The organism is Paenibacillus sp. FSL R5-0912 (genome assembly GCF_000758605.1).
Taxonomy (GTDB): domain Bacteria; phylum Bacillota; class Bacilli; order Paenibacillales; family Paenibacillaceae; genus Paenibacillus_AQ.
The window spans coordinates 3,750,540-3,773,521 of sequence record NZ_CP009282.1; the positions used below are offsets into that span (position 1 = coordinate 3,750,540).

At 52.4% G+C, this 22,982-nt stretch carries 19 protein-coding genes; 15 read left to right on the top strand and 4 right to left on the bottom strand.

Annotated elements, in window-relative coordinates; all coding sequences use genetic code 11:
* Positions 1–28: 28 nt before the first annotated feature.
* The 4 genes from R50912_RS15900 (at position 29) to R50912_RS15915 (ending at position 6,925) form a co-directional block, all read left to right on the top strand.
* Positions 29–1,669, top strand: a complete 1,641-nt coding sequence (locus R50912_RS15900; protein WP_042236260.1) for an extracellular solute-binding protein — start codon at positions 29–31, stop codon at positions 1,667–1,669.
* Between the two features lie 137 nt (positions 1,670–1,806).
* Complete coding sequence (locus tag R50912_RS15905; RefSeq protein ID WP_042236262.1) at positions 1,807–3,372, top strand: response regulator; 1,566 nt, start codon at positions 1,807–1,809, stop codon at positions 3,370–3,372.
* 1 nt (position 3,373) lies between these two features.
* Entirely contained in the window at positions 3,374–5,092 is a 1,719-nt protein-coding gene (locus tag R50912_RS15910) for a cache domain-containing sensor histidine kinase (RefSeq protein ID WP_042236263.1), read from the top strand.
* 42 nt (positions 5,093–5,134) lie between these two features.
* Positions 5,135–6,925 carry a glycoside hydrolase family 36 protein gene (locus tag R50912_RS15915; RefSeq protein ID WP_052416380.1) on the top strand — a complete coding sequence of 597 codons (1,791 nt, stop codon included), beginning with the start codon at positions 5,135–5,137 and terminating at the stop codon, positions 6,923–6,925.
* Between the two features lie 113 nt (positions 6,926–7,038).
* Here the strand turns inward: R50912_RS15915 and R50912_RS15920 are convergent, their stop codons facing one another.
* Complete coding sequence (locus R50912_RS15920; RefSeq protein ID WP_042236265.1) at positions 7,039–7,914, bottom strand: LysR family transcriptional regulator; 876 nt, start codon at positions 7,912–7,914, stop codon at positions 7,039–7,041.
* A gap of 198 nt (positions 7,915–8,112) precedes the next feature.
* On the opposite strand from R50912_RS15920, the gene R50912_RS15925 reads away from it, so the two are divergent.
* Entirely contained in the window at positions 8,113–9,204 is a 1,092-nt protein-coding gene (locus R50912_RS15925) for a YeiH family protein (protein WP_042236266.1), read from the top strand.
* A gap of 28 nt (positions 9,205–9,232) precedes the next feature.
* On the opposite strand, the gene R50912_RS15930 is transcribed toward R50912_RS15925, so the two are convergent.
* Together R50912_RS15930 and R50912_RS15935 are read right to left on the bottom strand one after the other, a co-directional pair.
* The gene (locus R50912_RS15930; protein WP_042236268.1) at positions 9,233–10,087 is read right to left on the bottom strand and encodes an SDR family oxidoreductase; all 855 of its coding nucleotides are present in this window, start codon (positions 10,085–10,087) and stop codon (positions 9,233–9,235) included.
* 136 nt (positions 10,088–10,223) lie between these two features.
* On the bottom strand, positions 10,224–10,901 hold the full coding sequence (locus R50912_RS15935; protein WP_039292670.1) for a GntR family transcriptional regulator: 678 nt from the start codon (positions 10,899–10,901) through the stop codon (positions 10,224–10,226).
* Between the two features lie 210 nt (positions 10,902–11,111).
* Here R50912_RS15935 and uxaC point away from each other — a divergent pair, with 210 nt between their 5' ends.
* Positions 11,112–12,521 (top strand): glucuronate isomerase, encoded by a 1,410-nt coding sequence (gene uxaC, locus R50912_RS15940; RefSeq protein WP_042236270.1) that lies wholly within the window; start codon positions 11,112–11,114, stop codon positions 12,519–12,521.
* Between the two features lie 501 nt (positions 12,522–13,022).
* On the opposite strand, the gene R50912_RS15945 is transcribed toward uxaC, so the two are convergent.
* Positions 13,023–13,856, bottom strand: a complete 834-nt coding sequence (locus R50912_RS15945; RefSeq protein ID WP_331281919.1) for a helix-turn-helix domain-containing protein — start codon at positions 13,854–13,856, stop codon at positions 13,023–13,025.
* 159 nt (positions 13,857–14,015) lie between these two features.
* Here R50912_RS15945 and R50912_RS15950 point away from each other — a divergent pair, with 159 nt between their 5' ends.
* The 9 genes from R50912_RS15950 to R50912_RS15990 all read left to right on the top strand — a co-directional run bounded on the left by R50912_RS15950 (position 14,016) and on the right by R50912_RS15990 (position 22,966).
* Entirely contained in the window at positions 14,016–15,179 is a 1,164-nt protein-coding gene (locus R50912_RS15950; RefSeq protein ID WP_042236271.1) for a Gfo/Idh/MocA family protein, read from the top strand.
* Between the two features lie 70 nt (positions 15,180–15,249).
* The gene (locus R50912_RS15955; RefSeq protein WP_042236273.1) at positions 15,250–16,026 is read left to right on the top strand and encodes a sugar phosphate isomerase/epimerase family protein; all 777 of its coding nucleotides are present in this window, start codon (positions 15,250–15,252) and stop codon (positions 16,024–16,026) included.
* Complete coding sequence (locus R50912_RS15960) at positions 16,023–17,111, top strand: Gfo/Idh/MocA family protein (RefSeq protein WP_042236274.1); 1,089 nt, start codon at positions 16,023–16,025, stop codon at positions 17,109–17,111. The genes R50912_RS15955 and R50912_RS15960 overlap by 4 nt, the downstream gene beginning before the upstream one ends.
* Before the next feature lie 39 nt (positions 17,112–17,150).
* Entirely contained in the window at positions 17,151–18,176 is a 1,026-nt protein-coding gene (locus tag R50912_RS15965) for a Gfo/Idh/MocA family protein (RefSeq protein WP_042236275.1), read from the top strand.
* A 175-nt stretch (positions 18,177–18,351) separates the two neighbouring features.
* On the top strand, positions 18,352–18,933 hold the full coding sequence (locus R50912_RS15970; RefSeq protein WP_042236277.1) for a TetR/AcrR family transcriptional regulator: 582 nt from the start codon (positions 18,352–18,354) through the stop codon (positions 18,931–18,933).
* A 22-nt stretch (positions 18,934–18,955) separates the two neighbouring features.
* Positions 18,956–19,390 (top strand): GNAT family N-acetyltransferase, encoded by a 435-nt coding sequence (locus R50912_RS15975; protein WP_042236279.1) that lies wholly within the window; start codon positions 18,956–18,958, stop codon positions 19,388–19,390.
* Between the two features lie 95 nt (positions 19,391–19,485).
* Complete coding sequence (gene msrA / locus R50912_RS15980; RefSeq protein WP_042236281.1) at positions 19,486–19,998, top strand: peptide-methionine (S)-S-oxide reductase MsrA; 513 nt, start codon at positions 19,486–19,488, stop codon at positions 19,996–19,998.
* Between the two features lie 341 nt (positions 19,999–20,339).
* Entirely contained in the window at positions 20,340–21,698 is a 1,359-nt protein-coding gene (locus R50912_RS15985; protein WP_042236283.1) for a glycoside hydrolase family 64 protein, read from the top strand.
* 77 nt (positions 21,699–21,775) lie between these two features.
* Positions 21,776–22,966: a cell wall-binding repeat-containing protein gene (locus R50912_RS15990; RefSeq protein WP_042236285.1), complete on the top strand. Its 1,191-nt coding sequence runs from the start codon at positions 21,776–21,778 to the stop codon at positions 22,964–22,966.
* Positions 22,967–22,982: the final 16 nt, after the last annotated feature.

Here is a 22,982-nt window from a genome sequence, read left to right on the forward strand (position 1 = left end):
GAAACGGACGACCAAACGATGGACACAAATGACGGTTGCATTATGCACGGTGCTGCTGATGGCCGGGTGTGGCGGAGGGAATAACGCGGCAGTTCAGGGTACGGCAGAACCCGTTAAAGAACCGGCGGCAGCCACTGCTGCAGCGGAAACGGCGGTACCCGCAACTACGGAGCCTTCCACAGACGCAGTAAGCACAGTGAAGCCGGTAACCTTCAGCTATTACAGCAATTATGACTGGGATACTACGGAGCAGTGGGGCGCCGACTCAACCACGCGCTGGATTGCCGATACCCTTAAGGTCAATATGACTCCCGTTCAGTCAAGCGGCGCTGCCGAGACGAAGTTCAGCACCATGATTGCTTCAGGCAGTCTGCCGGATGTCATTATGACGGACCGCGGTGCGAGTGTCGAGCGTCTGCGGCAAGGCGGAATGCTGGTGGCACTGGATGATTATCTCGACAAATATCCGAATCTTAAGAATAACGCCGGGGAAGCCACACTCGGTATGCTCCGCTCAGACGACGGCAAGCTGTACCAGTTCCCGAACTGGTATACCTCAAGCCCCAACGGCAACGGCGGTTGGATCATCAACAAGAAAATTTATAAAGAGCTGGGCTCGCCGAAGCTGGAAACCTTCGATGATCTGTATGCCTATCTGAAGCTGGTGAAGGAGAAATACAGTGATGTTGTTCCGCTGGAGGTTGGAGCCAAAGGCCGGGGCATTGATACCATGTATGGCGGATGGGCGGAGAACAAACCTTATCTGACGAGAGCTAATCCTGTGGGCAATGAACTGAAGTCGATCTTTGAAGACCCGATTTTCATTGAGAACATGCAGTATGCCAGCAAGCTGTTCCGCGACAAGCTGATTTCACAGGATGTATTCACGCAGACCGGCGACCAGATTAACGAAAAGCTGAAAACAGGCCGCGTCGCAGTATACGTGGATGGCGATGTGGTCAATCCGGGCCGGGGAGCGGACGGTGCCCTGAAGGCTACCGATCCGGAAGCGGGCTATGAGATCATCTGGCCGATCCATAAAGCTGGCCTGGATGCCACCAAAATCACTCCGAATAATTACAATTCCCTCGGCTGGAATGTGCTTGTTATTACGAAGAATGCCAAGGACCCTGAAGCGATCTTCTCCTATCTGGACTGGTTAACCGGAGAGGAGGGCCAGCGTATTATCAACTTCGGACGTAAGGGGCTCTACTGGGATGAGACTGACGCAGATGGAGTACCGATTCTGAATGCCGGGGGTCTTAGCACAGAGCAGGCAGGAAAAGACAAGGAAAGAATCGGCCGCTTCAACTGGGTAGGCAATACGACATTCATCGATCAGACCAAAGCCAAGATGGATGCGCAGCTGCCGGCTGACAAGCAGAATTGGACGACGCTGGCCCAGCAGAAAGTGACCTGGAAGACTTCCCGAAACTTTACGGAATTCGTGAACCTTGATCCGCTTCCGGATTCGGAAGAAGGAACCATTGCCACTGCCGTTAACGATATCTATCAGGAGGCTTTTGCCAAGACGCTGTATGCCAAGAGTGATGAAGAGGTGCTGAACCTGATTAACCAAGCGAATGAAGACGCCTCAAAAGCGGGTTACGGTAAGCTGCTGGCGTACCAGACGGAAAGATGGCAGAACAACCTCAGCAGGATGAAATAACAATAGAGTCTGCCTGGGGCGTGGGGTATACTGAAGCCAAGTATACCCCATTATTTGGGAAGGGGCTGCCTTCCGCCTTAAGGGGATAACCTCCGCTCTTGCGCCTTGGCAGCAAGCGGTCTGAAGGAGGGGATGGAATGTATAAGGTGCTGCTGGTTGACGATGAGCTGCTGGATCTGAAGGGTCTGCAATACTTCATGAACTGGGAAGATATGGACATGGAAGTGTGTGCAGCCGCAAGCAGCGGCTTCGAGGCGCTTGAAGTGCTGGAAGCGCAGCAGGTGGATATTGTCGTTACGGATATCAAGATGCCGATTATGACCGGGATGGAGCTTGCCCGCAGAGCACTTGAGCTGAATCCGATGCTGAAGATTGTTTTTGTCAGCGGTTATGAGGATTTCCAGTATGCCAAGCAGGCCATTTCCATGAGTGCCTGCGGTTATATTCTGAAGCCTGTGGACGATGAGGATATGCGGCGGACGTTGATTGATGTGAAGGAGGCCCTGAACAAGGAACGGGCGCATAGCCATCTGGAGCATTATTTCTCGGAGTCGGAACCCCTGCTGAAGCGTGAGCTGTTCATGCAGCTTCTCGATGGAACACCGGATGAGGACCGGGTATTGCCGCTGCTTCAACGCATGGGGATTGCATGGCAAAGATCCCGCCTGTACACCGCTCTGCTGGAACCAGATGACCTGGCCTGGAAGCTGAACGGATATAGTGAGGAGGCCCAAGCGGCAATAGAGCAGCAGCTGAGCCTGTCGGTTGAACAGTTCTGTGCGATGGAACGGATTCAGGTCTGCAGACTGGATCAGTTCCATTTTGCTCTAATCCTTGAAGAACGTGTAGAGCATGGACGGCTAAGGGAATTCATTCATCATGCGGTCAGCGGAACTCCGCTGACAGTGACCATAGGAGCCGGACCGCTGGTGAACAGTCTGAAGGAGCTGCATTTCTCCTTCCAGCGGGCCAAGGAAGCCCTAGGATTGAAGCTGTTCATGGGCAAAGGCAAGCTGATACTGCACACGGATGCCAGAGGGCCGGTTACGGCTGAAGCTAAGGATCTTGATGATATTCTCCAGGCCTTGTTTCAGGCCATGTCCTCTTACCGGCTGGTTGCCATCGACGATTGTAATGAGGAGCTGTTCGTGTGGGTAGGGCATATGGAGACCAAGCTGGAGATCTATCAGCTGTTTCTGCATGTGGTGTCGAAGCTCGATGCTTATTTGCATACGATTAATGAGGACTTCTACGGGGTGCTCGGACTGGACCGGAAGCATCTGAGCATTCTCTACCATTTCGAGACTACCCAGGATATGAAATCCTGGCTGCGCCGCCGTATGTTCGAGCTGTCGGAGCATTTGCAGCGTAAACGGCAGGGCAAGAAACGCAAGCTCGTACAGGAGATTGAAGCTTATATAGAGGAACGTCTGGAGCACAACGTGATGCTGCGGGATGCTGCCAATCATTTCTCCTTCTCGCCCAATCATCTGGGACAGATTTTCTTTGAAGAGAAGGGAGTCTATTTCTCCGACTATGTCTCCTTAAGACGGCTGGAACGGGTGAAGCTGCTGCTTGGTGACCCGAAGCTTAAGGTTTATGAAGCTGCCCAGCGGGTCGGCTATAAGAATCTGTCCCATTTCAGCAAGCAATTCAAGGATTATTACGGAGTCAGCCCGGGCGACTACAGGAGACATCTGTAAGATGTGGCGCAGGCTAAGCATGCCCTACGGATACAAGCTGATTCTGCCTTATGTGTTCTGCCTGCTGGTAGCTGTGGGTACGGTAGGCATGTTCGCCTACAGTCATTCCGTGAACTCGCTCAAACAGAAGACGAGGGAGAACATACAAGGCACACTGCAGCAAATGCGGGATAACATCACCTACCGTACGGATAATATTGAACGTATATCCAGCACTTTATACTATAATTTCAATCTGCAAAGTGCCCTGCGGCACTATGATCAAGGCTGGTACAGCTATGAGACCATGACGAAGACCCTGATGCCTACGCTTGAGAATCTGCTCAATTACACGGCAGGTAATGTCGGACTGTCGCTATATCTGGAGAATGACTCCATTCCTGAACTATACTACAGCGAGATTGGACCCAATCCGCTGCTTTCGACCAAACGTTACGAAATTTTTCATGTACAAAGAATACGGAAAGAGAAATGGTACCAGGCTCTTGTGATGCCGGAAGCTAAGGCCGGTACCGGACAATGGCGGCAGGTTCTGCGCGATGAGGCGAATGGCAATATCTCGCTGATCCAGCGGCTGGATGATATTCAGAAGCAGCGGAGCATGGGTCTAATCCGGGTGACCGTTCAGATGCAGGATCTGCTGGATTCGGTGGATTACCGCAAGATCGGCGAATATGCCACTCTTGTGGTGACCGACCGCAGCGGCAGAATGGTGCTGGAATCTTCGCCGGAGACTGCTGATTCCGGCACCTTATATTCCAGCGGTAACCGGCTACAGCTGAGTGAACCGCTGAACGGTGTGGGATGGGTGCTGCAGGCCTATATTCCGAACAGCCAGTTCGATGAGAGTGCAAACGAAGTGCGGAGAATGACTCTGCTGGTCTGTCTGGCCAGCGCGCTGGTCCTGGCCTGTCTCGGCATCGGAGTATCCAGCTATTTCACCCGGCGGATTCAGAAGATCGTCGGATCGCTGAACGCTTTTCACGATGGAGACTTTCACAAGAGAATTAAGTATAAGGGCAATGACGAACTGGCACAGATTGCGGTAGCCTTCAACCGGATGGGCAGCAATATCGAAGAGCTGATTCATAAGAATTATGTTGCCAATCTTCAGAAAAAAGAAGCGGAGCTGGAATCACTGCAGGCGCAGATCAATCCGCATTTCCTCTACAATACACTCTCCTCGATCAATCGTCTGGCCCAGTTCGGAGATATTCAGAAGCTGCACACCCTCGTTCAGGAGCTGGCCAAGTTCTACCGGCTGTCTTTGAACCGGGGCGGAATTATCACAACCGTGGGCAATGAAATTGAGCATGCCAAGGCTTATATTGCCATTCAGGGCATCAAATACGGGGAGCGGATGTCGGTATATTACGATATTGACCCCGGGGTGCTGGAGTATGCGACGGTGAAGCTGATTCTGCAGCCGATGATTGAGAATGTGCTGGAGCATGCCTGGTTCGGCAGCACCATCGGAATCCGGCTGGTAGCGGAGAAGAGGGAGGACAGCATCATCTTCAAGATTATAGACAATGGGGTAGGCATGAATGCGGATACCATCCGGCAGATTCTGGCCCCAGAGGGGACCCGGATCGGCTACGGCATCCGTAATGTAGATTCCCGGATTAAGCTGCATGGCGGCAGCGAATACGGAGTGCTAATCGCCAGCCGTTCCGGAATTGGCACCTGTGTGCAGATTTCGATTCCCTGCCGGTTATAACCGTATAAGCGGATAATTGGCTATGAAGGAGCTTGGACCGTAATGAAGACCATTCGCACGGGAGATTACGAGATTCTTCTTGAAGGAAGCAGTCCGGACTTTCAATCTCAGCTTCATGTGGAGCACGGAGTAGATGGCGTTACCTATACTGTCCTGACACTCAGTGCTCCTGTTCCGGCAGCTCCCCCCAAGCTAACCCTTCGCTGGTGCTACCAGGCCATTGATATTCAAGGAATGTGGCATCCGGCAGCGGAACGAAACAGGGGACTGGTTCCCGATTGGCGGGAGGGATTCCTGTCCAGATCCACTTTCTCTGCACCGGTTGTCAGCCTATATGGCCTCAGGGGGAACAATGCTCTGACCTTTGCCTGCTCCGATGTCTTGAATCCGCTGGAGCTGCGTGCGGGACTGAATGAAGAAACGTCCAGCTTTCAATGTGCTGTAACGTTGTTCGCAGGCGATGTCTCTCCCTTAACTCATTATGAGCTCATCCTGCGGCTGGATTCCCGCAGCGTTCCTTACTATGAAGCACTGGGCGCAGCGGGGAAATGGTGGGCAGGCTTGAAAGGGATTGAGCCGTCCCCGGTTCCTGATACTGCAAGGGAGCCGGTGTATTCCACCTGGTACAGCTTCCATCAGCAGCTGAAGCCGGAGACCGTAGAGCTGGAGTGCAGACTCGCAGCTGAACTGGGCTGCGGCGCGGTAATTGTGGATGACGGCTGGCAGACGTCAGATGAAGCCCGGGGGTATGCGTATTGCGGAGACTGGAAGGCCAGCCCGGACAAAATCGCGGATATGCAGGCTCATGTAGCCCGTGTCCATGAACTTGGCATGAAATACCTGCTGTGGTATGCCGTGCCGTTCATCGGCAAGCATAGTGAAGCCTGGCTGCGCTTCAAGGATAAGTTACTCTACTATAGTGAGAGCTTCGGAGCAGGCGTGGCAGACCCCCGTTATCCGGAAGTCCGGGAATATTTAATTTCCTTATATGAGCAGGCATTGCTGGATTGGGATCTGGACGGCTTCAAGCTCGACTTCGTGGATAGCTTCTATACGGCCAGGGAGGCTGAGGGCCAGAAGGATGAAGACTGGCGCAGCCGGGATACAGGTTCGGTTCCGGAAGCCGTCGATCTGTTGTTAAGCGGAGTCCTCTCCCGCTTGCGGCAGCTGAAGCCGGATATTATGATCGAATTCCGCCAGAATTATACCGGACCGCTGATGCGCAAATACGGCAATATGTTCCGGGCAGCAGATTGTCCAAACGATGCCCTGCAGAACCGGATGCATACAATCGATATCCGGCTGATCTGCGGGGATACCGCGGCACATGCCGATATGCTGATGTGGAATCCGGAGGAACCGGTCGAGGCAGCGGCATTGCAGTTCATTAACATTCTGTTCGCTGTGCCGCAGATATCCGTCCGGCTGGATACTCTGCCAGAGCCGCATAAGGCTATGCTGGGCTTCTGGCTAAGCTTCTGGCGCGAGCACCGGGATGTATTGCTGGACGGCAGATTGGAGCCGGTGAGTCCCGAGCTGCTGTATCCGCTTGTCATCGCCCGCACCGCGCAGAAGTGGGTGTTTGCCGCTTATCATGATACAGTGATCCCTTTAGCAGGGGATTTGCCCGGGCTGGTTCTGGTAATCAACGGGACGCTGAACCCGCGCCTGGTACTGGAGCTGGACCGCGATCCGGGTCTGCTGCTCGTGAATATCCGCGACTGCCGCGGAACTGTTATTGCGGACCACAGGCTGGTGTGGAAGAAAGGTGTGCATGCACTGGAGGTTCCGCCGGCAGGGATAATCATGATTCGGCCTGCCCCGAATAGCTGAATAATTGATCTTACAATACGGCCGGTCCCCCACATGTATTCCAGTGGAGGACCGGCCGTATTGAAGCTGTTCTGCTCTGGCTTCTGCTTGCTGATTAACTGGAGCAGAGTATATCAATCCAGCAGCTTCCCGATAAAGACCCGCATAGCCAGTGTATCTGGAGCATTCTTCTGCCGGATGATCCGGAAATCCCGTTCAGTCAGTGTATGCCTGATTCTTAGTTCACTTAATTCGCCGCTGGCCAGCTCTTTGCGTACTATCCATCTGGACAGCAGGGACAATCCAAGTCCGGCACTGACGGCTTCCTTGACACCCTGGCTGCTGTTGAATACATAGGAGCGTTTTACCGGAATACCAGACTCCTGCAAGAAGCGGTCGCTGAAGGCCCGGGTACCGGAACCCGGTTCCCGCAGCACCCAGACTTCATTATGCAGCATCTGGTCTTCTACAGCGATTTCTCCGCTCAGCGGATGACCGGAAGGGGCAACCAGAATCATCTCGTCCTTCATATACGGGATGATGATCAGATCGGAGCCCGACGTTTCACCTTCGATGAAGCCGATATCCAGCCGGTTAGACCGGACCGCCGCAATAATCTCTTCCGTATTGCCTATGGTGACCTGGAGACTGACTAGCGGATATTGCCGGGCGAAATCGGCCAGGCGGGCCGGGAGCACATATTCCCCAATCGTGAAGCTGGCTCCGATCTGCAGAGTGCCGGTCACTTCGTCCTGCAGCAGCCGGATCTCCCGGCCGGCCTCTTCATAATGCATGAGCATCTGTTTCGCATGCTTGTAGAGAATGGCTCCGGCTTCAGTAAGACGCACTTGCTTGGGGGAACGGTGCAGCAGCTTCACTGCGAATTCGTTCTCCAGATTGCGGATATGCAGGCTGACCCCGGGCTGGGAGAGGTTGAGCAGCTCACCCGCCTTAGAGAAATGCTGCTGCTCTACTACGGTAACGAAAACGCGGAGCGCATCAGTAATCATAATAATCCCTCATTTATTGATGATGGATGTAACGGTAATTGCGATTATTTACTATTTTAACATAGTGAATTCGCCTAAGCATAAGTATTTGTAATGATTGAAATAGCAAACCTGTATTTCACATTCCGTAAGCATGCTTATATAGTAAAGCTATAAAAGCGGCGTTATAACGAAGTAGTGAATGGGGCGCGGGTACGGATGAATGGAAGCGGAAGTTACAGATTGCAGCGGAGTAATCACAAATATGTCTACTTTGCCGGCGGGATTGTTGTTACACTCACACTGGCGGTTGCGGCGAAATATTTAGCCTTGCTGCCGGTCCTTGGCATTATGGGCCAGCTGGTGCTGGCCATTCTGCTGGGGATTGGCCTCAGAGCAGTAGCCGGTGTTCCGGAGCAGGCTATGGCAGGCGTACGGTTCTCGGGCAAAAGACTGCTCAGAGCAGGAATCATTCTGCTGGGGATGAGATTAAATCTGGGGGATATCGTACAGGCGGGTCCAAAGGTGGCCGGGATTGCAGCTATTAACCTGGTGTTCACGCTGTTCACTGTGTATGGTTTGGCGCGTTGGCTGAAAATTGACAGAAGACTGGGGCTGCTGACTGCGTGCGGAACAGCCATCTGCGGCGCAGCAGCAGTAGCTGCCATTGCCCCGCAGATCAAAGCGACCGACAACGAGACGGCAGTAGGAGCGGCAACAGTGGCGATTCTGGGAACTGTTTTTACACTAGTATATACGATTCTATATCCATATATGGGCTTAAGTGCTTCGGGGTACGGAATCTTCGCAGGAGCAACCCTGCATGAGGTGGCACATGTCATCGCTGCAGCCGTACCTGCCGGGCAGCAAGGCTCCGATCTGGCAGTACTGGTGAAGCTGACGCGGGTAGCGATGCTGGTTCCGGTCGCTCTGATTCTGGGCCTGATAGAAGGCCGCAGGGAGCGGAAACTAGACCGCCGTATGAAACTGTCCAATGGAGCAGAAGAAGGGTATACCGCTGAAACGGAAGGAAACCGGGAGCGCAAGAAGCTCCCGGTCCCCTGGTTTATTGCAGGCTTCCTGATGATGAGCGGAATTAATACACTTGAAGTCATCCCTCAGCAGCTTGCGTCAGACATGATCACACTTGCCTATCTGCTGCTGGCCATGGCGATGGCGGGACTTGGACTCGGCATAGACCTCAAGACCTTTAGCAGCATGGGGCGTAAGCCGGTGATCGCCGGCTTCATAGGTTCGGTATTCATGTCGCTGCTTGGATTTGGACTTGTACATGGGTTGGGATTATCTTGATCCGATGGAACCGCTGTATAGATCACGCTCAAACCCCGGAGTAAGCCATGAATCCGCCGTCCACAGGCACGGTGATTCCGGTGACGAACCCCGACATTTGCTCATCTGCCAGCCAGAGCAGGGTGCCGAGCAGATCCTTGGGCGTACCGAAACGGCGCATCGGGGTTTGGGAGATGATTTTGCGGGAACGTTCTGTCAGCTCTCCATTAGTGTCCACAAGCAGCTGTTCATTCTGAGCGGTTACGAAGAAGCCCGGGGCTATAGCGTTAACCCGTATTCCCGCTTCTGCCAGATGGACGGCCAGCCATTGCGTGAAGTTGTTAATCCCCGCCTTGGCAGCACTGTATGCCGGAACTTTGGTCATCGGCGAAGCGGCACTCATTGAGGAAATGTTGATGACGGATGTTCCGGTGCGCCCGAGCATCTGCTTGGCGAAGATCTGGGTCGGAATTAACGTTCCGGTCATATTTAAGTCAAGGACATTGCGGAACCCGCTCACAGACAGATCGAAGAAGGAGACGATATCCGGATTCTCCAGGTCTCCGTCTGTGAAGGTCTCATGGGTCGTAATTGCCGAAGGCTGATTACCGCCGGCTCCGTTAATTAATAAATCACAAGGCCCCCAGTGCTTCAGAAGTTCATCGGCTGCCTGCTGCACATTGCTGGAATCCATAACATCACAGGCCAGGGAAAGTGCTTGGCCTCCGGCTGCAGTTATCTGCGCGGCCAGAGTCGCCCCTTTGTCCGCAGTGCGGTTCAGAATGGCGACCTTGGCGCCTTGACGGGCTAATTCAAGGGCCATCACGCTGCATAGTGCGCCGGCTCCTCCGGTAATCACGGTGATTTTGCCTGCCAGTTGAGGCTGAAATGCCAACTCAGACATAGGTATCCAACCCTTCTCTAATGTAAGTATGATCCTAAATAGGACGAAGTCTGTTTACTATCGGGCATCATTACCCGCCGGGCGGGGCTTCTATTCAGTTCCTCGGATTCCTTTTTAAATGGACGCAGAGCCGTTTCTACTTGTAGTACTGCGGGTATTTCTCCATCAGCATCTCCTGATCGGCAATGGTTAAGGCCATATGCTCCTGCATCATATGATCACCCTGCGAAACATCATGTGTCTGAATCGCTTCATAGAGGCAATAATGCTGCTGATACAGATGCTCCCAATTATGATCTGCCGTAAGCTTAAGCATCCGGCTGCGGTTCAGATGGACCTTGATCTGCTGGACGACTTCCCAGGTGTTCTTCTTGCTGCAGCCTGTAAAGATCAGATGATGGAATTCTTCATCCAGCATGAACATTTCTTTATAGTCCTGATCTTCAATGCAGAGTCTCTGTTTATCCAGATTCGCCTTTAGATCTATAAGATGTTTGGCCTGAAAAGAGCTGCAGGCCTCGCGCATAACCGCCCGCTCCAGATGCTCGCGCATGAAGCGGGCTTCTTCGACGAGTCCGGAATCAATAAGAGAGACAACCGTTCCGCGCTGGGGATAGACATCGAGCAGGCCCTCTTGGGCCAGCCGGACGAAGCTCTCTCTGACGGGAGTGCGGCTAACATTGAATTTAAGTGAAATTTCTTTCTCCGAGATGCTGGTGCCGGGAGGCAGCTCCAACAGCAAAATCTGATTCTTCAAAGAACGATACACGATGTCCCGTGTGGAAACCGCTTGTGTACCGATAATGTATTCCATCGCGTAGCCCTCCTGTTAAGTTGTTCAGAAGCACTACCATACTACCATACAAGTATGGTAGTATGGTAGTGCAAACAGGCAGAAACGGCTAATACCGTCCTCACCAGGACAGGAATCCTCTTCTGCGGGAAAGATAAGAACGTTATATTGCGTGTAGCTTATACATTCTTATCTTCTAAAATACGGTATGACGAAAGGCTGGAGAACACATTGAGTACCTCACCTTTTATTCATGAAGATTGGCTGCTCCTCAACAAAAGTGCGCAAACCCTGTACCATGACTATGCCCAAAAAATGCCGATCTACGATTTCCACAGTCATCTGAATCCTCAGGAGATCAGCAGCAACCGCAAGTTCCGCAATATTGCCGATTTGGCGTTATCGGGGGACCATTACAAGTGGCGTGCGCTGCGCTGGCTCGGTATTGATGAACAGCTGATTACTGGGAACGCTCCGGACAAAGACAAATTTATGGTCTGGGCACGTTCCGTACCCGAGATGCTGGGCAATCCGCTGTACCATTGGACACATCTGGAGCTGAAGCGCTACTTCGGCATCGATGAGCTGCTCTCGGCCGATAACGCGGAGAGTGTCTGGCACCGCTGTAATGAACAGCTGCAAGGAGACGGCATGACTACACAGGGCATCCTTAAGAAGCAGAATGTTGACGTCGTCTGCACAACGGATGATCCGGCCGATTCACTGGAGCATCACATTCTTATTAAGAATGACAGTGCACTGGAGACCGTGGTTGCTCCAACCTTCAGACCGGACCGGGTGCTGAATATCCGCGATGAAGGGTTTGCCGGCTATGTTGCCACGTTAAGTGAAGCCAGCGGACTGGAAATTCACTGTTATTCCGAATTCATGAAGGCTGTGACTTCGCGGATCGATTATTTCCACAAGCATGGCTGCCGTCTGTCGGATCAGGCCTTCGGTGAGCTTCCGCACGCCCATTCAACCGAACATGAAGCAGCTTACATATTTGCCCGTGCCTTCAAAGGCGAGGAGATCAGCGCCCAGGAGGAACAGAAGTTCCAGAGCTACACACTGCTCAAATTAGGCCGGCTCTACCACGAGCGGGGCTGGAGCATGCAGCTGCATATCGGGGCGCTCCGCAATAACAACTCACGGATGTTCGATGCACTTGGCAAGGACAGCGGCTTCGATTCGATTCTGGACTTCAATATGGCACGCAGCTTGAACGCCTTGCTGAATGATCTGGATGCCAGCGGACAGCTTCCGAAGACCATTGTGTATACGCTGAATCCGTCACAATACGAGATGATTGCCACATCGATCGGTAATTTCCAGGGCTCTGGGATCAAAGGCAAAGTGCAGATGGGCTCAGGCTGGTGGTTCCATGATCAGAAGGAAGGCATGCTGCAGCAATTGAAGGCGCTCTCCAGCATCGGGCTGATCAGTCCATTCGTCGGCATGCTGACCGACTCCAGAAGCTTCCTCTCCTTCACGCGACATGAATATTTCCGCCGGATTCTCTGCAACCTGTTCGGCACATGGATTGAAGAGGGCGATCTGCCGCGTGATTATGCTTTTGTGGGCCGGACGATCGAGAACATCTGTTACAACAATGCCGAGGCATATTTCGGGATTAAATAGTATGTAGCTACAAAAAGGAACAGTCCTATCAGCCATCATATGGCTTGGGATTGTTCCTTTTTTTCATTTGGAATAACCTTTGGAGTCTTGCTGTTTTTTGTGCTTATATATGGACCCCTCCAGGTAGCCTATTAAGTTGTGCTCAGAGACTCTGCCGGAAGCAGTTGGATAAATGACATCTTATTCTGCAGGAATAACTAATTCGGCTAATCTAGTTGGAAAAACAACACTTACTTCTACTGAAAATAGGAAAAGTTAGAATATTCGCAGAATTAAATGCTGAAAATCCACTTACTCGCCTTTGAATGGGGAAACGGGATAATTAAGTGCCGAAAATCCAACTAGCATTCCTCGGAAGCGGTTTTTTGCCTAAAAGTCGGGTCCAGCGAAGTAACGCCGCACGTTCTGAACTGCTGGATCTTATATCAGCTATCGCAGTCTTAGCTGGAATGGAGCAGAGCATTCACCCAAGGCGCATATGATTATCGTACCCCAAGCCCCCTACTTCGTACTGCTCCGGTAAGCAGAAGGAGAAACGCCAGTAGTCTTCTTGAATACCTTGGAGAAATGGGCAAGCTCCATGCCGACCTGCTCAGCGATATTGGAGATGCTGAAATCGGTGTAGGAGAGCTGTCTTTTTGCGAGCTCCATCCGTTTCAGCTGAACGTACTGCATCGGGGGAACGCCGATGAATTTCTTGAAATAGGGAATGAAATAGTTCGGATGCAGATGAACGAGCTCCGCCAGCTCTTCCACATCAAGCGGACGCATCAGGCGCTGGTCAATGTAAGTCAGCACATTCGCCAGCTTCCCCTGATCGCTGGTATGTGTCAGGTCATCCAGGAAATTGCTGTAGCCTCCCGATTCCAGACACAGCGCCAATAGCGTGAGCAGCGAAGCCTGAGTCCGCAGAGTCGCCAGAAAGCCGGTATCCTGAAACAAATCAATCATTTCCGTGAAAATCGCCCTTACCGCATCCGGATCCGGCACATCGCTGATGTAGAGCTTATTCGCAGAATGAAACAGCGGCCATTCCCCGATCTGCGCATCGAAATGGCAATAGTAGCGCGTATAAGGATCATTCGGCGAGGTGTCCGTGGTCTGGGTAGAGCCGGCCGGCATGATCATTAATTGTCCGGGCTTGGGATAATACGCCACGCCGTTGATGATCACTTTGCCTTCGCCGGAATCAATATAGTACAGCCGGTTGAAGGAAGGGGTCTCGTTTGTCCTATTCCATCCGGGGTATCTGCTGGTTAACTGGGCATGTGTAACGGTAACGGTCAGATTCTGCAGCAGGCGTCCGGTCAGGTTTCCGTTGGCATTCATATTCATAGGGTTAGCTCCTTTACAACGCTCATACATTCATTATACCGCTTTCATTTATCTAATACATCTTATTATTATACAAAAACACCTTAATTACAGTCATGTTCAGCGGGGGCGATTAAGGTTATCCTCATATCATAAACTGTAATAGGAAGTGATTGGGAGATGGAAAAGGTACGATTTGGCATTATCGGAGTGGGCAATATGGGGCGAGCGCATGCGCAAAGCCTGCTGAGTGATATTAAGGGGGCCGAGCTGGCAGCCGTTTGTGACAGCAACCCGGAAAGGCTGGACTGGGCGGAGGAGCATTTGCCGGATAGCGTGCAGCGGTTCAGTTCACCGGAAGAATTGTTCAAGTCTGGCAGCATTGATGCTGTGCTGATTGCCACACCGCATTATGATCATCCGCCGCTGGCGATTGAAGCGCTGGGGTACGGGCTGCATGTTCTGATTGAGAAGCCCGCAGGCGTCTACACCAAAGCTGTTCAGGAGATGAACGACGCTGCTGCGAGGTCTGACCGCAAGTTTGGCATTATGTACAACCAGCGGACCAACCCGCTCTACCAGAAGCTTAGAGAGCTGATCAAGTCAGGGGAGCTGGGGGAGATCCGGCGGACGAACTGGATTATCACCAATTGGTACCGCTCTCAGAGTTACTATGACTCCGGCGGCTGGCGGGCGACCTGGGGCGGAGAAGGGGGCGGCGTACTGCTTAACCAGGACCCGCATCAGCTGGATCTCTGGCAGTGGACGACCGGAATGATGCCGAAGCGGGTACGGGCTTTTTGCCACTTCGGGAAGTACCGCAATATTGAAGTGGAGGATGATGTGACTGCCTATGTGGAATATGAGAACGGCGCAACGGGGCTGTTCATCACCACCACAGGGGAAGCGCCGGGCACTAACCGGTTCGAGATCACAGGCGACAACGGTAAAATCATAATCGAAGACGGGAAGCTTACGTTCTTCCGCCTGCGCACACCGGAGCCGCAGTTCAATGCTGAATTTACAGGAGGATTCGGAGCACCCGAGTGCTGGAAATGCGAGATTCCGGTTGCCCCTGGTGAAGGAGATCAGCATAAAGGCATTCTGCGTAATTTCACCAATGCCATTCTTCATGACGAGCCTCTCCTGGCGCCTGGAGAAGAGGGGATTCACGGACTGACACTGTCCAATGCGATGTACCTGTCAGCATGGACCGATAACTGGGTAGACCTGCCGATCGACAGCGACCTGTTCCACGAGAAGCTGATGGTACAAGTGCAGAACTCTACTTTTCAAAAGGCGCCTGTCAGCCAGAAAGCCCTGGATGTATCGGGAACCCACTAGCATCACTCTTTAATCTGCAGGTATAGCATCATCTAACCAATTCAAACTAATCTAGGAGTGGATGAATGAAATGGAGCGTTCAACGATTGCCGCACAAATGTATACCTTACGTGAATTTACCCAGAGCCCGGAGGGGTTAAGAGAAAGTCTGCGGAAGGTGAGTGAAATTGGCTACCAGGCCGTGCAGATCTCGGGGATTGGACCCATTGACTCCCAGCTGGTGAAGGAGTATGCGAATGAATACGGCTTGAAAATATGTGCAACGCATGTCCCCTGGAACCGGCTGGTGAATGATCTGGATGCGCTCGCGGCTGAACATAAGCTGTGGAACTGCAAGTACATCGGTCTTGGCGCACTGCCGGCAGAGTATCAGACCAGCCAGGAAGGCTACCGCACCTTTGCCAAGCTGGCTTCCGGAATCGCGCGTACGCTGAAGGAGCAGTATGGCCTGCAATTTGTCTATCATAATCATGATTTTGAATTTGAACGGTTCGAAGGCATGACGGGTATGGAGATTCTGCTGCAGGAAAGTGATCCGGAGGTTTTTGGCTTTGAGCTCGATCTGTACTGGGTTCAAGCCGGAGGCGGCGATCCTGTAGAGTGGATTCATAAAGTGAAGGGCAGAATGCAGGCGGTGCATTTCAAAGATATGACGATTCTGTCGCGCAAACCGGTTTTTGCCGAAATCGGCCAGGGGAACATGAATTACGGAGCGATTATTGAAGCCTGCCGCAAGACAGGTGTGGAATGGCATATCGTGGAGCAGGATGTGTGCCAGCGTGATCCGTTTGAGAGCCTGGAGATTAGTCTGAACTATCTGCACGCCAAGCTGGAGGTTGAAGCATGAGCCGCAAGGACGGAATGATGTATGCCCCGGTACATGAGGCCAAGCCTGTTGTGGGCCCCGGTGAATTCGTAATTGCCGCACTGGCGCTGGATCACGGGCATATCTACGGGATGTGCAACGGGCTTGTGGAAGCGGGAGCACAACTGAAATGGGTATACGATCCTGACCCCGAGAAGGTGAAAGTGTTCCAGAACACCTATCCCGGCGTCCGGGCCGCACGCTCGGCTGAAGAGATTCTTGAAGATCCTGAAGTACGGCTCATAGCGGCGGCGGCGGTTCCTTCGGAGCGGGGTCCGCTGGGTCTGCGCGTCATGGCGCACGGGAAGGATTATTTCACGGACAAATCACCGTTCACCTCACTCGATCAGCTGGCAGCAGCACGCCTTCAGGTAGAGCAGACACAGCGGAAGTACATGACGTATTACAGCGAAAGACTGCATGTGGAGAGCGCTGTCTATGCCGGTCACCTGGTGCAGCAGGGAGCCATTGGTCGTGTCCTCCAGGTAATGGGCATGGGACCTCACCGGTTAAATGCGCCAAGCCGTCCTGACTGGTTCTTCCAGCGCGATAAATACGGAGGCATTCTCTGTGACATTGGCAGCCACCAGATTGAGCAGTTCCTCTTCTATGCAGGCTGCCGCGATGCGAAAGTATTGCACAGCAAGGTAGCCAATTACAACAATCCGGCGTACCCGGAGCTGGAGGATTTCGGAGATGCCACGCTGGTTGGCGATAACGGGGCTACCCAATATTTCCGGGTGGACTGGTTCACTCCGGCGGGTCTGGGAACATGGGGTGACGGACGGACCATTATTCTAGGCACGGAAGGGTATATCGAGCTGCGCAAATACAGCGATATTGGCCGCTCCAGCACCCCTGACCATGTCTACTATGTGGACCGTGAAGGAGAACATTATGAACATGTAGCAGGTAAAATCGGCTTTCCGTTCTTCGGCGAGCTGATCCTGGACTGCCTGCAGCGTACAGAAAATTCCATGACCCAGGAGCATGCCTTCAAGGCGGCCGAACTATGCCTGGAGGCGCAGCGTCAAGCGCTCAATCTGACCCCGGATACTCTCAAATAGTTGCATGAACAGCTACTAGAAGAACGGAAGGTGTATAAGATGAATCCAATTGGAGCAGCGATTGTCGGCTGCGGTGCGATTGCTCCGCTGCATGCCAGGGCCATTGCTTCTATAGATGATGCGCGGCTGCTGGCCGTGGTGGACAGTGATCCCGTTCAGGCGGCACAATCCGCTCAGGATTATGGATGCGAAGCCTTGACGGATTACAGGCAGCTTCTGGAGCGGTCGGATATCGGTATTGTCCATTTGTGCACGCCCCATTATCTGCATGCCGGGATGGCGGTGGAACTGCTGAAGGCCGGCAAACATGTGTTAACCGAGAAGCCGATGGCGCTGGATGTACCTTCTGCCCGGTTCATGCAGGCAGCCGCGGATCAAGCGGATGGGCAGCTCGGTGTAGTTTTCCAGAACCGTTACAATGACCCTTCGGTCCGGATCAAGACAATGATAGATTCCGGCGAATTGGGAGCCCTCATTTGTATGAAGGGGGTAGTTACCTGGACCCGTAGTAGCGATTATTACAAGAATAGCAGCTGGAGAGGACGCTGGGCTACTGAAGGCGGAGGTGTGCTCATCAACCAGACTATTCATACCCTGGATCTGCTGCAATGGTTCGGAGGAGAAATTTCTTCCGTGAAGGGCAGTGTCACAACCGATGTGCTGAATGAAGTCATTGAAGTGGAGGACAGTGCGCATGCATGCATCAGCTTCAGGAATGGTGCGCGCGGACTCTTTTACGGTACCAATGCTTATGTGGTGAATTCTCCGGTTGAACTGGAGCTGGTCTTTGAGCAGGGAACGCTGCTGCAGCGCCGGGATTGCCTGTATCTGTTAAAGGACGGGCAAGAGACGCTGCTCAGCGAACCGGCAACCGGCAGCACCAAGGGGAAATCGTATTGGGGGAGCGGACATTCACGGTTAATTGATGATTTCTATGCCCATATCCGTGATGGCCGAAAGTTCTGGATTGACGCAGCGGAAGGAATTAAGACGCTTGAACTGATCGAAGGGATCTACATGTCCTCGACGAGCAGAACTGGGTTGACGGCAGGACAGTATGTGTAGAATGAACGGAATAAGATGATACGTAGTACCCTCATAGTGTACAAGGCAAAAGGATCACGTGCTGTGATCCTTTTTTGGCGCGCTGCAACGATCATACAGGGGTGTTGCCTGCAAGATTGACAAACCTATAATCTGCATGTGATAATTACCTGACGATCGTCAGGGGGTTGATGAGATGACTGCTAACGCGATACTGCAGGCTGCATGTTCACAATTCGCCGAGAAGGGCTTTGAAGGAGCTTCGTTGGCAGGGATTGCCCAGGCGGTAGGGATTAAGAAGCAATCCATTGCTACCTATTTTCCGAAAAAAGAGGATTTGTTCATGGCCGCCTTCGGCGAAATGGCCCGGCACTACTATGAATTTCTTGAACAACTGTATAAGGGCCTCAGGGATACACCTATAGAGATGAAGCTGCGTGAGATTATGTATAAGAACTACTATTACAAAGCGGAGCACCCGGTATTGACTGCATTCTACAAAATGGCCGTGCAATTTCCGCCGCCGTTCTTCCAAGATTTGCTGGAGGAGCAGATTGCGGTGATGGAGCAACGTTCCGCTGTGCTGTACCGGGCGATTTTTGAGGAGGGCATGAGCACGGGAGTCATACGGCAGCAGCGGACAGACAGCCTGCTCTCGGCCTATTATTGTTTGCTGGACGGGATCGCTATGCAGATGTTATTTTACAAGCAGGAGGAATTTGAACAGCGCCTGGAGGATATCTGGGGGATTTTCTGGGCGGGTATTAAGCAAGCTTAACCGGAGAGGGAGGCAGGATGATATGCGTGTAGACAAGGTTACGAATGAAGCAGGATTACAAGAGGCCTTCCGGATCAGACGTGAAGTGTTTGTGGAGGAGCAGGGCGTACCGCTGGCCGATGAATTTGATCAATATGAGAACCAGGCAGAGCATATATTGGTGTTTCACGAGGATGAGGACGCTCCAGTAGGAACAGCCAGATTGCGGGTTGTGGACGGATGGGCCAAGCTGGAACGGATTTGTCTGCTGGCCCCGTACCGCCGAAGCGGGCTAGGGTCCGTAATTATCGGCACATTGGAGGCTATGGCAGTAGAGCAAGGACTCCGGCAAGCTAAGCTGCATGGCCAGAAGCAGGCCGAAGGCTTTTATCAGAAGCTGGGCTATGAGACTTCCTCGCCTGTCTTTATGGAAGATGGAATTCCCCACGTCATTATGGTCAAAAGCTTGCAGGTCTAATCTCTCAAATTGACTTTATGACCAGCAGGCCTTATCTTCAGAACAAGCGTTAATGTATGAATTGCAGATGAGAGACAGGGAGAGGGATTAAGCTTATGGAACAGGCAATGTTTGCCGGAGGCTGCTTCTGGTGCATGGTTACACCGTTTGAAGAGCTTCCCGGAATTCAAGGAATTGTATCAGGGTACGCCGGAGGCACGGTGGAGAACCCTACATATGAGCAGGTCAAGACTGGGACAACGGGTCACTATGAGGTAGTACAGATTACGTTTGATCCGGCACTTTTCCCCTACGATAGACTGCTGGAGCTGTTCTGGCCGCAGATTGATCCGACGGATGACGGCGGACAGTTTCAGGATCGCGGCACGCAGTACCGGACAGCGGTATTCTACTATAATGAAGAGCAGCGGCTGGCGGCTTTGGCTTCCCGGGAGCAAGTGGCGGCCAGCGGCAGATTTGAGCTTCCTGTGGTGACGGAGATTCTGCCTGCACCCCATTTCTATCCGGCTGAGGACTATCATCAGGACTATCACAAGAAGAATCCGAAGCATTATAAAGAGGACCGTGAGCAATCCGGACGGGATACCTTTATTTCGCAGCACTGGTAAAAGCGGATACTGAAATAAAGTTTAGAAAAGCCTTTAATCACCTGGCATCTGGGGATTGATGGCTTTTTGCTATTTTTGCAGCGCTCTAGAGGTGAAACGGAAGAAATTAAGTCATAAAACCAAAAAATGGGAACCTGAATCCGAAATTCCGAGCCTACTAAATGAAGATTTGCCCTACTATAATCATATTTGTAAACGCATACATCTACACGTAATTCTGGTTTGATCCGGGGATGGGGGAGGGTGGATATTTTCTGAAATGCTGAATGATCTGTCTATAGCTTCCCGTTGCTAAAGGTAATGATTACAGCAATGCCACTATAATTCAGGAGGAATATATGATGCGTAAAAAATGGCTAATGTCCATGCTTGCGTTCGTGCTTCTGCTCTCTTGCCTGCCATTCTTTGGTTCCAAAGCTGCCGCCGCTGATTATACCCAGGGAGTAGAATTGTCGGGAACTACAGCGACGATCTGGTTCAAATCTACAGTAAGCACCAGTTGGGTGGATGTACATTACAAGGTCAATTCCGGAACGCAGCTCAATTACCGTACTACCTACAACAGCAGCAAAGCCCGCTATGAGCAGGTGGTCACTGGCGTTACCAGCGGAACGGTTCTCACCTATTTCTTCACGTACAACAATGGAACACCGGCATATGATACCGGCTGGTTTACGTATACCGCCGGAACGGCGCCGACTACCCCGCCTGGGGGTTCCTCTGCTTCGATCTATTCCATTACCGCCTCTTCCATTCCCACCCCGCCGGGAGGTTCCGTGTCGGTGAAGGTCATGAACGGCACGGGCGGAGCTTATCCGGACAATCAGGTATATTGGGGAGTCATCGGCATTAATCCGGCCAACGGTAAATGGAGTTATCTGGATCTGAGCGGCAATCTGCTGCCAATCTCTAATGCGCTGAATGATGCCTCCGGTCATCTGATCAAGAACGGCGTGAATTACGCGAATATCTACCATACCGTAAGTCAGGCTTCCTGGGTAACGATGCCCAAAATCACCTCCGGCCGCATGTTCCTCAGCGTAGGCACGCCGCTGTACATCAAGACTTATGATGACGGCTTTGCCGGACCGGATATTGATAATCCTACCGACCCTAACCGTAATCTCTATTTCGATTTCGTTGAATTCACGGTGGATGCTACAGGCTATCACGGCAACACGACACGCGTAGATGCCTTCGGCTTCCCGATCCAGCACCGGCTGGTAGGCTTGTCGGGTGGCTATGATAAGACCGTAGGCGAGCTGGAATCGGAGACACGGTCCGGAATCTTCACTAAATACCAGAATGAAGTACCGTCCGCCTTCAAATCACTTGCTACGGATCAGGCGCCTTACCGGATTATCGCTCCTGTCCATGGATCGTTTAAAGCCGGCGGGGCCAATGGCAATTATTTCGCAGGTTATTCCAGCTACAGCACCCAGGATATTCTCCGCAACGATGGCTCGCTTATTGATGCTGCCACCAGCGCTGCCATTAACCGCCATGTCTACACCTCCGGCAACTGGAACAATGTCGCGGACTATTACAAAGCGGCTCCAGCCAATTACTATGCGAAGTTCTGGCATGATCACAGCATCAGCGGGCTGGCTTACGGCTTCCCTTATGATGATGTCAACGGCCAGGCGGCCTATCTCGAAGTCGGCGATCCCAAAGGCCTGATTATCCGCGTGGCCTGGTAAGCAGCTTCATTCTTTCTACACATTTGTCCTCTACACTTCTAGGTATTCGCTAGAGCAACTTGAATGGAGGGACAATGATGAAGAAAAGACTACTGACGGCTACCTTTATCCTGCTGCTTGGAGCTATACTGGCGGGTTGCAGCCCGGGCGCGGATAACAAGGAAGAATCAAGCGCTATCCCTGCACAAACAGCGGTAACCACGCCATGGATCGCTACCAAGAATACAACACGGATTAACTCCTCTGACCCTGTTCAGGCGGCTGTACTGGTCTCCCGGACCTTATGGACGGCTGAAACGAAGGGCAACCGGCCATCGTCTGTAGTCCTGACAAGTGTGGATAACTGGCAGATTGCGGCGGTAAGCACGGACCTGATCCACCATCCGAACAACGGTCCGGTGCTCTTTTTCACCCAAGATGGTGTGCCGGATGAGACTCTTACTGAATTGAAGCGGCTGAAGCCGCTTGGTGCGGACGGCAATGACGGCATTCAGGTTGTAATTGTCGGTCCTTCGTCTGAAGCTGTCGAGTCGCAGCTCAGCTCGCTTAATCTGAAGCTGGACAAGATTGAAGGGGATGATCCAGCCGCAGTGGCAGGCGCTATTGATGCTTACTATGCGAAAGTGTCAGGCGAGCTGCCGCAGAGTGTAATTATCGGATCGGTGGATAGTCCTGAATATACCCTCCCGGCTGTGAACTGGATCGCCCATATGCCAGAACCTTTACTATATGTGAGAAGTAGCGAAATCCCGGCTGCAACAACAGACGCGCTCAAGGAACGCGGCGGCAGTGCAGCAATCTACATTCTCGGTCCCCAATCTGTCATTTCAGCTGATGTGGAAGAGCAGCTTAAGCAATACGGAACGGTTACGCGTATAGCGGGAGAGGATCCTTATGAGAATGCCATTGCCTTTGCCAAATTCAAGGATACGGCGAACGGCTTCGGCTGGGGAATCACTGCTCCCGGACATAATCTGTCCTTGTTGACTACGGATTCAACGATGCTTGCGATTGCCGCAGCCCCCTTCTCCCATCTGGGCAAACACGCGCCGCTGGTCTTCATGAAGCAGGACGGATTGCCGGATTCTCTGATGAATTATACGATGGAGCTGCAGCCCAAATTCAAGGATTCACCGGCGGAAGGCCCGTATAATCACGCTTGGCTGACTGGCGATGCAGCAACGATCAGCGCCGCGGCGCAGAGTGAGATCGATGACATGCTGGAAATTTCCTCCGCCTCCGGTGACAATCCGCACTCGGGGCATTAGACAGAGCAAGCCGGCA